The following is a 12,779-nucleotide window of genomic DNA, read 5'->3' on the forward strand; positions in this document are numbered from 1 at the left end:
CCATGCACGCACTCGTCTCACGGCTCCGCGGCACGCTGCTTCCCGCAGTCGTCACTCCGATGTCCACCGAGGGTGTCGTCGCGTACGACGTACTGGCCTCGTACGCGGGTGCTCTCGCTGCTCAGCCGATCGGCGGGCTGGCCGTCTGGGCTCACACCGGGCGGGGGCTCTACCTGACGGCAGCTGACCGGTCCAAGGTGTTGGAGACGTGGCGACAGGCGACGGACCTCCCGATCGTCGCGGGGGTCGGCGTACCCAGGTCTGAATCGGCTCAGAGCCTGCAGGAGGCTTCCGACGCGACTGTGGCGATGGCACAGCAGGCGGCGGCGGGTGGAGCCGATGCGGTGATGGTCTACCCGCTGGCTGCTCTCGGGGACCTGCCGGACGGGCATGCGCAGGCAGTGGCACTGCACGAGCGCGTGGCGGCCGAGAGTGGGCTGCCGCTGGTCGGCTTCTACCTGCATGGGGAGGCGGGCGGGTACCCGTACTCGCCTGAACTGATCCGCGACCTGCTGAGCCTGGACTCCATGCTCGGGGTCAAGACGGCCACTCTGGACCGCGCCATCGGCTGCCAGGACGCCATCTGGGCCGGACGCGGCACTGGCAAGCTCCTGATCACTGGCGAGGACCGGATGTACGGTCCGTCGTTCATGTGGGGCGCTGACACGGCCCTGGTCGGGATCGCCGCGGCTCAGGTCGAGCTGTCGGCCGCCGTACTGCGGACTTGGACGTCAGGCGACCACAGCGGCTTCCTGACGGCCTCCGAACGGCTGGACCGCTTCGCTGCGGCGACCTTCTACGCACCTATCGAGGGCTACGTGCAGCGGATGCTCTGGGCGGCCGTGTGGGAGGGCCTGATCCCGGAGGACGCGGCCCATGACCCCTCCGGGCCGGAACTGCCGGCGAGTGAGCGCGACCTGGTGATCCGCTGCCTCGAGGAACTCAGCCACTATCCTGCGATTTAAGGGCCAGACCAGAAGTCTTCGAAGGAGTGCCGTGCAGATGAGCTCAGCCCCTGGCGCGGTGGCCTGATGGCCCTCACCGTCGGCGTCGTCGGCCCCGAGGACCTGGTGCAGCGCGTCATCGCCGTCGGTCCGCCGAGCGGCGCGAATCTGCTCCCACTGCCCTACCGGCACGAGACCGAAGCGGTCGAACTGGTCGAGCAGGCACACGAGAAGGTCGACGCGCTGCTGTTCACCGGCGTCGTGCCGTACACGATCGCCATCGGGGCCGGCGTGATCGACCGGCCCGCGATGTATGTCTCGTACGACGGCGCCACGCTGCTGCGTGCCCTGGTCGAACTGCTTCGGCTCGGTCACAACGTCACCCAGTTCTCCATCGACACCCTTCGCCGCAGCGAGGTGATGGAGACACTGATCGAGGCCAAGCTCCCGACCGACCAGATCCAGGTGCTGCCGTACCGGCCCGGCCTGACGTCGGACGACATCGTCGAGTTCCACCGGGCCGCGCGGGACAAGCACGACACCAAGGTCGCGATCAGTTGCCTCGGCTCCGCGTTCCACCTGCTCGAGAACGAGATGCCCTCGGTCCGGCTCGCACCGTCGCGGTACTCGATCCGGTCGACGTTGCAGGCTCTGGTTCTGACCACGACCGGCCAGCACGTCGGCGACGCGCAGGTCGCGCTCGGCATCATCGACCTCCCCGAGCCGGACGACGCCCTGGCCGCCGACCTGATCACGCTCGGCGGCAGCCTGGCCGCACTCCCCGACGGCCGGCACCTCGTCGTCACCACCCGCGGCCTGCTCGAGCAGGCGACCGAACAGTTCTCCCGGATGCCCCTGCTCGACCACCTCGCCGCAAGGCACAGCACGGCGTACGTCGGCTTCGGCGTCGGACGTACTGCGGCCGAGGCCGAGGCACTCGCCCGTCGCGCGGTCAGCCGGGCGGGCTCGATCGGCACGGTCGCCGGGGTGGTGTCGATGTCCGACGACGTGGAGATCGTGATCGAGCCGTCCGGCGATCACCCGGCCGCCGCACGCGGCACCGAAAGCCTCCCGCTCCTGGCGCGACGGGTCGGCCTCAACACCCAAACCCTGGCCCGAATGCGCGAGCTCACCACCGCCCTCCCCGACGGCCTCACTACCCAAGACGTCGCCGACCACCTGGCCGTCCAGCTCCGCACCGCCCGCCGAGTCCTCAAGCGCCTCGAACGAGCCGGCCTCGCCGACCCAATAGGCAGCCAGCAACACGGCCGAACCGGCCGCCCACCCACCGTCTACCTCATCCGCTTGTAGCCGCCACGCTCCCCCGTCTGCCTGGCTGGCCAATCAGACGGTGGGTTCGCCTATGGCACGCGGTGGGCCAACCCACCCGCTGATGGGTCAGCCCATCAGCGGGTGCCGGGGTGGATGACGGTGACGCCGGCGGGGGTGCCGGTCGACAGGGCGGCCAGGGCGGCCGGAGTTTCGTCGAGGGTGATGGTGCGGGTGATCAGGTCGGCGGGCTTGAGGTTGCCGGTGGCAACTAAGCCGAGCATTTCGGGGTAGGCGTGCGCGGGCATGCCGTGGCTGCCGAGCCATTGGAGTTCCTGGCCGATGAGGCGGCCTACGTCCAGCTGCACTCCGGACGGCAGCAGGCCGACCTGGAGGTGGCGGCCGCGCGGTTTCAGTGCGTGCAGCGCCTGCTGGACGATGTCGTTGGAGCCGAGGGCGTCCATGGTCACGTGTGCCCCACCGAGGTCCCGGATCTCCTGCACGGTGGTCGACCCCGCTTGCAGGGTTTCGGATGCGCCGTACTCGCGGGCGAGCTTCAACGCATCGGGATTGGTGTCGATCGCGATCACCCGCGCACCGAGAGCCGCCGCGATCATGACGGCGGACAGACCGACGCCGCCGCAACCGAAGATCACCACGTTCTCCCCGGCGACCACCTTGCCCACTTGGTGAATTGCGCGGAACGACGTGGCGAAGCGGCACCCGAGGCCGGCAGCGGTCGCGAAGTCCAAGTCGTCGGGGAGCCTGACGAGATTCACCTCGGCGTAGGGCACTGCGACGTACTCCGCGAAGGAGCCCCAGTAGTTGAACCCGGGCTGCAGTTGATTCGGACAGACCTGCTGATTCCCCGCGCGGCACTGCTCACACGCACCACACGCACAGATGAACGGCGTCGTCACCCGCTCCCCGATCTGCCACCCCTGTACGCCGGACCCGACCGCGGCGATCGTCCCGGCGAGCTCATGCCCCGGGACATGGGGCAACACGATGTCCGAGTCGTGTCCCATCCACCCGTGCCAGTCGCTGCGGCACAACCCGGTCGCCTCGACCTTCAGAACGACCGAACCATCCGCCGGCTCGGGCTGCGGAACCTCTTGTACGACGGGCAGTACGCCGTACTCCTCGACAACGACAGCGCGCATGGCGGCATCGTAGTCAGCCCACGCAGAACTCGTTGCCCTCGGGATCGAGCATCACAATGTGGCCGAGTTCGGGGCCGTAGAAGTCCTCCCGCACCTGGGTCGCGCCGAGCTCGACCAACGAGGCGGCCTTCGTGCGCATGCGCTCCGCGGAGGCGGCGTCGCGCTCGCCAGGCCCGGCCACGCGGATGTCGATGTGCAGCCGGTTCTTCGAGGTCTTGGGCTCGGGGACGCGGCCGAAACAGATCGCCGGCCCGACGTCGTCGGGATCGATGATCCCCGCCACGTCCGGCTCGTCGAAGCCGGGCTCGATCACGTAGCCGAGGGCCGCCGCCCAGAATCGCGCCAGCTTCTGTGGGTCGGCGGCATCCCCGCCGATGGTCCATTTCGTCGCCATGCAGGCGACGGTACCGGTGGTTCCGGACGAACGGCGCCCGGAACCACCGGGAAGATCAGCCGCCGGCGACCGCGGGGATGATGGAGACCTGGCCGCCGTCCTTGATCGAGGTCTGCAGGCCGTCGGCGAACCGTACGTCGTCATCGTCGACGTACACGTTCACGAACCGGCGCAGCTCACCCGACTCGTCCAGCACCCGGCCCTTGATCCCGGGGTAGGAGCTGTCCAGCGAGTCGAGCACCTCGACCAGCGTCGCGCCCTCGGCGGACACCTCGGACGCGCCCTGGGTGTAGGGCCGCAGGATGGTCGGGACCCGTACGCTCACGCTCACTGCAGGCCTGCCTTCACGAAGGCGTCGTACGACGCGGGGATGGTCACCTTGGGGCCGACCCGGTCGGCCACGGCGTCGAGCGTCTTCAGCCCGTCGCCGGAGTTGATGATCACCGTCTCGGCCTCGGGGTCGAGCTGACCGGTCTCGATCAGCTTCTTCAGCGTCGCGACCGTCACCCCACCCGCGGTCTCGGTGAAGATGCCCTCGGTCCGGGCCAGCAACTGGATGCCCTCGACCACTTCCTCGTCGCTGACGTCCGCGATCGCGCCGCCGGTACGGCGGGCGACGTCCAGCACGTACGGTCCGTCGGCCGGGTTGCCGATCGCCAGCGACTTCGCGATCGTCGACGGCTTCACCGGCTTGACCACGTCGTGGCCGTCGCGGAACGCCTGCGCGACGGGCGAGCAGCCGGTCGCCTGCGCGCCGTACACCTTGTAGTCGGTGGCGTCGACGAGGCCGAGCTTGCCGAGCTCGGTGAAGCCCTTGTCGATCTTGGTCAGCTGCGAACCGGAGGCGACCGGGATGACGATCTGCTGCGGCAGCCGCCAGCCGAGCTGCTCGGCGATCTCGAAGGCCAGCGTCTTGGAACCCTCGGAGTAGTACGGGCGGACGTTGACGTTGACGAACGCCCAGCCCTCCTCCTCGCCGGCGATCTCCGAGGCCAGCTTGTTCACGTCGTCGTAGTTGCCCTCGACGGCGACCAGGGTGCCGCCGTACACGGCGGTGGTGATCACCTTCGGGCGCTCGAGGTCGTGCGGGATGAACACGACCGAGCGGATGCCTGCTCGGGCGGCGGCCGCGGCGACGGCGTTGGCCAGGTTGCCGGTGGAGGGGCAGGCGAAGACCTTCAGGCCGAGCTCGCGGGTGGCGCTCAGGGCGGACGCGACCACGCGGTCCTTGAAGGAGTGGGTCGGGTTGCCCGAGTCGTCCTTGACCCACAGTTTGCGCAGGCCGAGTTCGCGGGCGAGGTTGCCGGCGTCGATCAGCCGGGTGTAGCCCGGCTCGGTGTTCGGGAAGCTGGCCACGTCGACCGGGACGGGCAGCAGCGGTTGGTAGCGCCAGATGTTCTTGGGTCCGGCCTCGATCTGCTCGCGGGTGATGGCCGGGTAGTCGTACCCGACCTCGAGTGGACCGAAGCACTCCATACAGGCGTAGAACGGACCGAGCGGCGACTTCGCCCCGCAGGCGCGACAGCTCAGGTGCGTACCGTTGCCGAAGGCACCTTCACGGATCGTGTGGGTGGCGGTCAGGCTCATGAGTGAGGTTCCCCTCTCATCTTCCCCGGGAGCCGGATCTCGGCGCGGGACGGATGTGGCACCGTTCCGCCGCGAGGGCCCCGGACTGGGACCTCAACGGGGAGGGTTGCCGGGACGTCAACGGGCCGTTTCCCTCAGTCCCTCTGGATGAGCTCCCCCGAGATTACCCAATCGGGTCCATATTGTGTCTTCACTTCCCAGCATCCGAGACGACCGATCTCAGGCCTAACTCCGCTGTTCCAGAAAGCGCATCACCGGCGTGGCCGCGATGCCATGCAGTACGACGCTCAGAACCACGGTGAAACCGAGCGTCGCCCATAACCACGGCAGATCGGAGCGGAAGTGCGCGCCGACCGCGGCCAGGTAGTAGATCGACGACACCCCACGGACCCCGAAGGCCGCAGTCGCCCAGCGTTCCGACCGGTCCAGCTCCGTGCGCGCGAGCGACAGCCAGGCAACCACTGGGCGCACCACCAGCACGAGCAGTACGCCGATCGCTGCGCCGGCCGGCGTGAGTGGCCTGAGCAGACCGCCGGTGATCGCGACACCGAGGAGCAGCAGCACTCCCCAGGTCAGGATGTGTTCGAGCTCACCGATGAAGTCGTGCAGCTCCTCGTGGAAGTCGTGACGACGCTCGGCCGCCCGGAGCGTGAGCGCCGCGACGAACACTGCGATGAAGCCGTACCCGTGCAGGACCTCGGTGAGGCCGTAGACGCCAAGGGTCATGGCCAGCGCCAGCACCGGCTCGCGAGAGTCCGCCAGGCGGAAGCTCCGCGCCGGCGCCGAGAAGGTCATCCTCCCCAGCAACCAGCCCGCCCCGAAGCCGACGGCGACTCCGATGATCGACTTGCCGACCACGTCCCAAGCCAGCCACTCGACCGGCGAGAAGCTCTTGGTGGCGATGAATACGGCGAGGTAGACGAGCGGAGCGGCCAGACCGTCGTTCAGGCCGGCCTCGGAGGTCAGCGCGAACCGTACTTCGTCGTCCTCGTCGAGCTCGGCGTCCTCCCCGGTGGTCGGCCCGCCGACCTGGACATCGGACGCCAGCACCGGGTCGGTGGGCGCCAGTACGGCGGCGATGAGCAGCGCCGTCGCCGGCGCGAGGCCGAGCAGCCAGCCGACTCCGGTCAGTGCAGCGACCCCTGCGGGCATCGCGACGAACAGCAGTCGCCAGGTGACTCTCCACTGCACCAGGCTGATCGGGCGGTCGATGGCCAGACCGACGCCCATCAGGGCGACGATCACCGTCAGTTCGGCCAGGTGCTTGGTGACCTCGGGTTCCGCGATCGGGCTGAGCTCCCGGTCGCCGACCGCCAGGCCGAGCAGCAGGCCGGCGCCGAGGAACGCGATCGGCGCGGAGACGGCGTACCGACTGAGGAGACGCGGGAGCACCGCGCCGAGCAGCAGAGCCAGCCCCGCCACCAGGTAGAGCCCGTCCCCGTTGATCGTCATGGTGGCGCTCCAGTGCCCCGGTGACAGCTACCTCAAGCGATGGGTCGCGCCGGGGGTGTGCGTGGGCAGGGACTTGCGCGGGCCGTAGCGGGGGTGGCGGATGCCGGCCAGCTCGAGGAGCCGCTGCACCCGGAACCGGTGGCCGCGGTACGGCTCGATCAGCTCGGCGCACCCGTCGTCGTCGAGTTCCTCGCCGATCAGCGCGTACGACACGTCGCGGGACACGTGGTAGTCCGCGAACGAGAAAGCGTCGGCGTCACCGTGCGCCCGCTGCCGCACCTCGGCCGCGGTCCACACCCCGACGCCCGGCAGCGACCGCAGTCGCCGCTCGATCTCCCTCGAGTCCGCCAGCTCCAGCGTCCGCTCCAACGCCTTGGCCCGGGTCGCGGCCGTCACCACAACCCGCGAACGCCGGCCCTCCACCCCGGCCCGCAGCCACTGCCACGACGGGATCTGCCGCCACTCCTCCGGCGACGGCGGGACCATCATCACGCGCCCATCCGGTGTGCTCAGGCCCGGCGCGGGCTCGCCGTACTCACGCAGCAGGAGCCGCCAGGCCCGGAACGCCTCCTTGCCCGTGACGACCTGCTCGATCCCCGCAGCCGCCATCGCCTCGAACACCGCCCGCGTCCGCGGCACCCGAACGTGCGGGAACCGCCGAGCCGCATCCACCAGCGCCCCGTGCTCCGGCAACGGCTCGAACCCGTCCCAACTGTCCGCCTCGCCCAGCAACTCCGGCACCCCGTCGAGCACCCAGGCCGCCCCCGGCCCCCACGCCTCCGCCTCGACTTCCCCGGCGTACGGCGTCAGTCGCAGGAGCACCGGCCCGTCCGGCGTCCGCGTCGCCCGCCAGACCGTACGACGACCACTCTCGAAGTAGTACGCAGGGTCGCCAGGCCCCTTCCGCAACCCTCCGATCACCGAATGCGGATCAACCATCCGCCCAGCCCGCCAAACCCGCACCACCGAACTCACCCGCCAAGTCTTACTCACCCCACGGACATCCCTGCACCGCGGTAGAGGGAGGCGTCGTACAGATCGACAGGAAGTGTCAGGCCGCTCGTAGTGCACCTGAGCGCAGGGCGCGTCCTGTGTACGGCGTATCGCAGGTGCACTACCTGTCGAGCGCTACACCGGCGGTCGATGACCAACACCGTTGTCCTGGCCATAACGCTGCCAAGTCCGGGGTCCCGATGTCCTGAGAATTGAGACATCAGGACATCGGCTCGATACTGGCCGCATGGGTGGGTGGCAGTGGGTGAAGGTGGTGGGGAACTTCGTGAATCTGACGACGGTTGCCGGGTTGCTGGTGGGGGCGATCGGGCGGGCTCATGTCAGTCGGGGGCCGCGGGGGTTGTACTTCGCGAACGGGTACCGGATCAAGTTCCCGGTGGCGGGGGCGTTCACGATCGGCAACGTGGTGCTGAGCAAGCACGAGCGCTCGTACTTCGACGACGAGGCTCTCGTGCGGCACGAGGAGCGGCATTCGTGGCAGTACTTCTGGCTGCTCGGGTTGCCGATGCTGCCGCTGTACGTCGTCGGTGTGATCGTCTCGTTCCTGCTCACCGGCGATCCGGCGTCACGCAACCCGTTCGAGCGGATGGCGAGCCTCAAGGACGGCGGGTACGTCGAGCGGCCGATCCAGCCGATCGGTCAGACCCTGACCCAGGCGTTCAGCGGGCTGCGATCGCGTCCGAAAGGGCCGTGAGGACCGTCACCACGCCGGTCGGATCGTCGACCACGATGTCCGCGGCCTCGATCAGCTCGGTCGCGCCGGACGACCGGGTGGCCAGCAGCACCGCGCGCAGTCCGGCCTTGCGGTGCTCGTCGATCGCCCGGAACGCCGCCAGGTCGCCAAGGTCGTCCCCGGCGTACAAAACCGACTCAGCACCGGTCGACTCGATCAGACCGCGCAGCGCGACGCCCTTGTCGATACCGGGCGGCCGCAGCTCGAGCACCAGGTTGCCCGGCTCCAGCCGCAGCTCAGTGGCGGCGGCCAGCTCGGTCAACGGCGCACGCAGGCGCTCCAGCGCGCCGACCGGATCCGGCAGCCGGCGGGTGTGGACAGCCAGCGAGCTCTCTTTGTCCTCGACGAAGGCGTCCGGCAGACCGGCCTCCTGCAGCAGTCCTGGCAGCCGCGAGCGGGCCACAGCAACACCCTCAGGCACCGGCTCACTGGTCACCCGCCCGGTGGAGGCATCCCACCGCTCCAGACCGTAGTGCCCGAGTACGACGAGACTCCCCAAACCAGCGTGGCCGGTGACACCCGCGAGCTCGGTGGCGACCAGGGCCGGACGACCGGTGACGATTGCGACCTGCTTGACCGACCGGGCCAGCCGGGCCAGTGCGTCCAGGGCGCCGTCGACCGGACGGGCTCGCGCCGGATCCTCGACCAGCGGCGACAGCACCCCGTCGAAGTCCGACGAGATGACGGCTCCGACCGGGTGGGCGACGATCGCCTCCCAGCCCTCCCGACCGGCGTCCGTCTGGATGACCGGCGTACTCATCCGGTGTAGTCCGAGGTGAGGATCACGGTGAGGCGGTCCTTCTTCATGTTGTCCAGCGCGCCCTTGGTCCGGCTGACGCCCAGGTCGCGGGCGAGCTGGTTGGCGGCGTCGAGCATGCCCGGCGGGTAGTACACGGTGCTCTCGGCGATCTTGCCGTGCCAGTTGTCGGCACCGGCGACGGTCCAGCCGGCCTGCCGCGCCCGGCCTGCGACCGAGTCGGCCAGGCCCTTGCGCCCGGTGTTGTTGTAGACCTCGACCGCGGGCCGCTCGGCCGGCGGGATGGCCGGCTCGGTGGTCGACTCGCTCGACGGCGGCTGCGTCGGCTCAGGGGTCGGCTCCTGAGTCGGCGCACCGGTGGGCTCGGTCGTGGGAGGTACAGGCGTTTCGGATTCACCGGGCTTCGGCACGCTCGCGACGATCGTCGACGGCCCGGTCGTCGGCTTGGTGCTCGGCTTCGGGCTGGTCGCGCTGGACGGCTGGTCCGCGGTGCTGTCGCCGCCGCGCGTGCCGAACAGCACCAGCAGGCCGGCGACGATCGCGACGACGGCGAGCACGGCGACGAGGGACGAGAGGACCTGGCCCCGTTCGTCCGTCGGGCGGGACATTCTCAGACCTCGATGCCCAGCCGGCGTGCGGAGCGGGCTCGCTGCCGGGCGGCACGCAGGCGGCGCAGCCGTTTCACCAGCAGTGGATCGTGGGCGAGAGCCTCGGGCCGGTCGATCAGTGCGTTCAGGACCTGGTAGTACCGGGTGGCCGACATCTGGAACTGGTCCCGGATCGCCTGCTCCTTCGCACCGGCGTACTTCCACCAGTGCCGCTCGAAGGCGAGGATGGCGCCGTCACGCTCGGAGAGCCCGGCGACAGCCGGCGGCGCAGCCTCGGCAGGACCGGGAGAGCTGGCGTTGGCGCTGTCCATCTGTTTGATGACTCCTGTACGGTCGGTGATCGTCCGTCCGCGCTCCACTGTACGTGCTGAACAACAGCGATGTCATTCACCGGTGACCGACACGAAGCGTGTCGTTGAGCGGACAGCCAGACGTGGCCAACTCTGGCAGGATCGACGGTGTGAGCTCAACTCTCTCCAGCGTGGCGCTGGTAGAAGAGCTGCAGGCCAGGAGCCGTGAGGTGGACCCGCTGGTCAACGCCATCTGCACGCCGAACACTGCCGCTCTCACCCATGCCGCCCAATTCGATACAGAGCGTGACGATGGGCGTGTCCGCGGCCCGCTGCACGGCGTACCGATTCTGGTCAAGGACAACATCGACACCGCCGACCTGCCGACAACTGCCGGCTCGCTGGCGCTGGCCGATCAGCCGCCGCCACCGGAGGACGCCCCGCTGGTCCGCCGGCTGCGTGCGGCGGGCTGCGTCGTCCTCGGCAAGACCAACCTGAGCGAGTGGGCCAACTTCCGCGGCTCGTCGTCCTCATCCGGCTGGAGCGCGTACGGCGGCCTGACCCGGAACCCGTACGCGCTGAACCGCTCGGCCGGCGGCTCCTCGAGCGGATCCGGCGCAGCCGTGGCCGCCGGGCTGGTGGACTATGCCATCGGCACCGAGACCAACGGGTCGATCGTCTGCCCCGCCGCGCTGAACGGCATCGTCGGCCTGAAGCCCACGGTCGGCCTCGTCTCGCAGCAGGGCATCGTGCCGATCTCGCACTCGCAGGACACGGCCGGTCCGATGACCAGGACCGTATTCCAGGCCGCTGCCCTGCTGACTGTGCTGACCGGTGGTGACACCGACTACACAGAGCACTGCCGTGGTGACGATCTCAGTGACCTGCGGATCGGCGTACCGCGAGGACCGCTGTGGGGGTACTCGATCGGCCTCGACGAGGTCAGCGAGCGGGCTCTGGAGATCCTCAGTCGCTGTGGCGCCACGCTGGTGGACCACTTGTCGCTGCCGACGCCCGGTGGCGAGGAGGACCAGTTGCAGGTCCTGGCCCACGAGTTGAAGGTCGATCTGGCTGCCTATCTGTCCACCCGCGTTCCCGGGGGTCCACGCACGCTGGACGACCTGATCGCGTTCAACAAGGCGCATGCGGACGTCGAGCTCCAGTGGTTCGGTCAGGAACTGTTCGAGCGGGCCGCGGAGACCGAGGGCCTGGGCTCCCCGATCTACGTCGCTTCCCGGCTGACAGCGCTGCGGGCCGGCCGGGACGGCATCGACAACCTGCTCCAGGACAACCAGCTCGACGCTCTGGTCTCGCCGTCGTACTCGCCGGCCTGGACGATCGACCTGGTGAACGGCGACCACGTGCTCGGAAGTTCGTCCTCGCATGCCGCGCTGGCGGGCTATCCGCTGCTCTCGGTGCCGTCCGGAACGGTCTCCGGACTACCGGTCGGGATCACCTTCAGCGGCACCGGCCGGAGTGACGCCACGCTCATTCGCTTGGCTCACGCGTTCGAAACGGCGAGAATCAAGGCAGACGGACCGTTTCCGACCCCGGAGTTCACACAGTGGGTGTAGATCGCGTCAGGTGGGGCGTTGTTGCTACTGGCAACATCTCGACGTCGTTCACGAGGGACCTGAAGCTACTCGCCGACGACGCCGTGGTCACCGCTGTCTCGTCCCGGTCCCAGCACAGCGCGGACCGGTTCGCCGCCGAGTTCGGCATCGAGCACGCGTACGACGACTATCGCCGACTGATTGAATCCGGCACCGTCGACTTGATCTACATCGGTACACCGCACCCACAGCACTACGCGATCGCCCGCGCCGCGCTGCAGGCCGGTATCGCGGTCCTTTGTGAGAAGCCGGTCACCCTCACCGCCAAGCAGGCCCGGGACCTGATCGCCGTCGCCACCGAGCACAACACGTTGTTCGCCGAGGCGATGTGGATGCGGACCAACCCCGTGATCCAGGCGATGTTCGCCGATCTGCACAGCGGCGTGATCGGCGAACCGCAGCAGGTCGTCGCGGACTTCGCGTTCTACAAGCCGTCGCTGCCCGCTCGCCTGCTCGACCCGGCGCTGGGCGGCGGTTCGCTGATGGACGGCGGCATCTACCCGATGACGTTCACCTACATGACCCTCGGGCGACCCGCCGAAATCAAGGCGGTCGGCTCGCTCAACGACGACGGCATCGATCTGAACGTCGCCATGGCCTGGCGGTACGACTCCGGCGCGGTGGCCGCGATCACCTGCGGCCTACGTTCACAGAACCCCTGGACAGCCTCGGTGAGTGGCCCCGAGGGCAGTCTGCAACTCCCACACCGCTTCCACCACCCGGAGTACTACGTGCGCAGTACGGCGTCCGGCGCGGAGCGGATCGACGTACCGACGCATGGGCTTGGGTACCACTACGAAGCCGCCGCAGTGATGCAGGCGCTGCGCGATGGACTGGTTGAGGTCCCGTCGCTGCCGCATGCCGCAACGGTCGGGATCCTCGAACTCCTCGACGAGACACGGAGACAGATCGGGGTCCGTTACCCCGGTGACGACGACGACCTGAGTGGATGAAC

General features: G+C 69.1%; 14 protein-coding genes and 1 riboswitch. Of the genes, 5 read left to right on the plus strand and 9 right to left on the minus strand.

Annotated elements, in window-relative coordinates; genetic code table 11:
• The first annotated feature begins 2 nt into the window (after positions 1-2).
• Entirely contained in the window at positions 3-965 is a 963-nt protein-coding gene (locus tag OG817_RS31130; protein WP_406048172.1) for a dihydrodipicolinate synthase family protein, read from the plus strand.
• Between the two features lie 66 nt (positions 966-1,031).
• Complete coding sequence (locus OG817_RS31135) at positions 1,032-2,255, plus strand: hypothetical protein (RefSeq protein WP_396391682.1); 1,224 nt, start codon at positions 1,032-1,034, stop codon at positions 2,253-2,255.
• Positions 2,256-2,350: 95 nt separating this feature from the next.
• On the opposite strand, the gene OG817_RS31140 is transcribed toward OG817_RS31135, so the two are convergent.
• From OG817_RS31140 to OG817_RS31165, 6 genes are all read right to left on the minus strand, one after another.
• Complete coding sequence (locus tag OG817_RS31140) at positions 2,351-3,376, minus strand: zinc-dependent alcohol dehydrogenase family protein (protein ID WP_406048174.1); 1,026 nt, start codon at positions 3,374-3,376, stop codon at positions 2,351-2,353.
• 13 nt (positions 3,377-3,389) lie between these two features.
• The gene (locus OG817_RS31145) at positions 3,390-3,770 is read right to left on the minus strand and encodes a VOC family protein (protein ID WP_406048176.1); all 381 of its coding nucleotides are present in this window, start codon (positions 3,768-3,770) and stop codon (positions 3,390-3,392) included.
• A gap of 55 nt (positions 3,771-3,825) precedes the next feature.
• Positions 3,826-4,101, minus strand: coding sequence for a ubiquitin-like small modifier protein 1 (locus OG817_RS31150; protein WP_360451231.1), 276 nt, complete (start codon positions 4,099-4,101; stop codon positions 3,826-3,828).
• Positions 4,098-5,357 (minus strand): threonine synthase, encoded by a 1,260-nt coding sequence (gene thrC, locus OG817_RS31155; RefSeq protein ID WP_396391678.1) that lies wholly within the window; start codon positions 5,355-5,357, stop codon positions 4,098-4,100. The genes OG817_RS31150 and thrC overlap by 4 nt, the downstream gene beginning before the upstream one ends.
• A 13-nt stretch (positions 5,358-5,370) precedes the next feature.
• A riboswitch (SAM riboswitch) is annotated at positions 5,371-5,511 on the minus strand.
• Positions 5,512-5,582: 71 nt separating this feature from the next.
• Positions 5,583-6,809: a cation:proton antiporter gene (locus OG817_RS31160; protein WP_406048178.1), complete on the minus strand. Its 1,227-nt coding sequence runs from the start codon at positions 6,807-6,809 to the stop codon at positions 5,583-5,585.
• Between the two features lie 27 nt (positions 6,810-6,836).
• Entirely contained in the window at positions 6,837-7,748 is a 912-nt protein-coding gene (locus OG817_RS31165; RefSeq protein ID WP_406048179.1) for a DNA-3-methyladenine glycosylase family protein, read from the minus strand.
• Positions 7,749-8,049: 301 nt separating this feature from the next.
• On the opposite strand from OG817_RS31165, the gene OG817_RS31170 reads away from it, so the two are divergent.
• The gene (locus OG817_RS31170) at positions 8,050-8,517 is read left to right on the plus strand and encodes a hypothetical protein (RefSeq protein WP_406048180.1); all 468 of its coding nucleotides are present in this window, start codon (positions 8,050-8,052) and stop codon (positions 8,515-8,517) included.
• Here the strand turns inward: OG817_RS31170 and otsB are convergent.
• From otsB to OG817_RS31185, 3 genes are read right to left on the minus strand one after another with little or no spacing between them, the layout of a single operon-like run.
• Positions 8,483-9,316, minus strand: a complete 834-nt coding sequence (otsB, locus tag OG817_RS31175) for a trehalose-phosphatase (protein ID WP_406048182.1) — start codon at positions 9,314-9,316, stop codon at positions 8,483-8,485. The two genes, OG817_RS31170 and otsB, sit on opposite strands and share 35 nt — an antisense overlap.
• The gene (locus OG817_RS31180; RefSeq protein ID WP_406048183.1) at positions 9,313-9,921 is read right to left on the minus strand and encodes a LytR C-terminal domain-containing protein; all 609 of its coding nucleotides are present in this window, start codon (positions 9,919-9,921) and stop codon (positions 9,313-9,315) included. Before OG817_RS31180 ends, otsB begins: the two co-directional genes overlap by 4 nt.
• Positions 9,922-9,923: 2 nt before the next feature.
• Positions 9,924-10,232: a DUF3263 domain-containing protein gene (locus OG817_RS31185; protein WP_131352967.1), complete on the minus strand. Its 309-nt coding sequence runs from the start codon at positions 10,230-10,232 to the stop codon at positions 9,924-9,926.
• A 149-nt stretch (positions 10,233-10,381) separates the two neighbouring features.
• On the opposite strand from OG817_RS31185, the gene OG817_RS31190 reads away from it, so the two are divergent.
• Together OG817_RS31190 and OG817_RS31195 are read left to right on the plus strand one after the other, a co-directional pair.
• The gene (locus tag OG817_RS31190; protein WP_396391672.1) at positions 10,382-11,785 is read left to right on the plus strand and encodes an amidase; all 1,404 of its coding nucleotides are present in this window, start codon (positions 10,382-10,384) and stop codon (positions 11,783-11,785) included.
• Positions 11,776-12,777, plus strand: a complete 1,002-nt coding sequence (locus OG817_RS31195) for a Gfo/Idh/MocA family protein (RefSeq protein WP_406048185.1) — start codon at positions 11,776-11,778, stop codon at positions 12,775-12,777. The genes OG817_RS31190 and OG817_RS31195 overlap by 10 nt, the downstream gene beginning before the upstream one ends.
• The last annotated feature ends 2 nt before the right edge of the window (positions 12,778-12,779 follow it).

Source organism: Kribbella sp. NBC_00889, assembly GCF_045207705.1.
In the GTDB taxonomy this organism is placed as follows: Bacteria; Actinomycetota; Actinomycetes; order Propionibacteriales; family Kribbellaceae; genus Kribbella.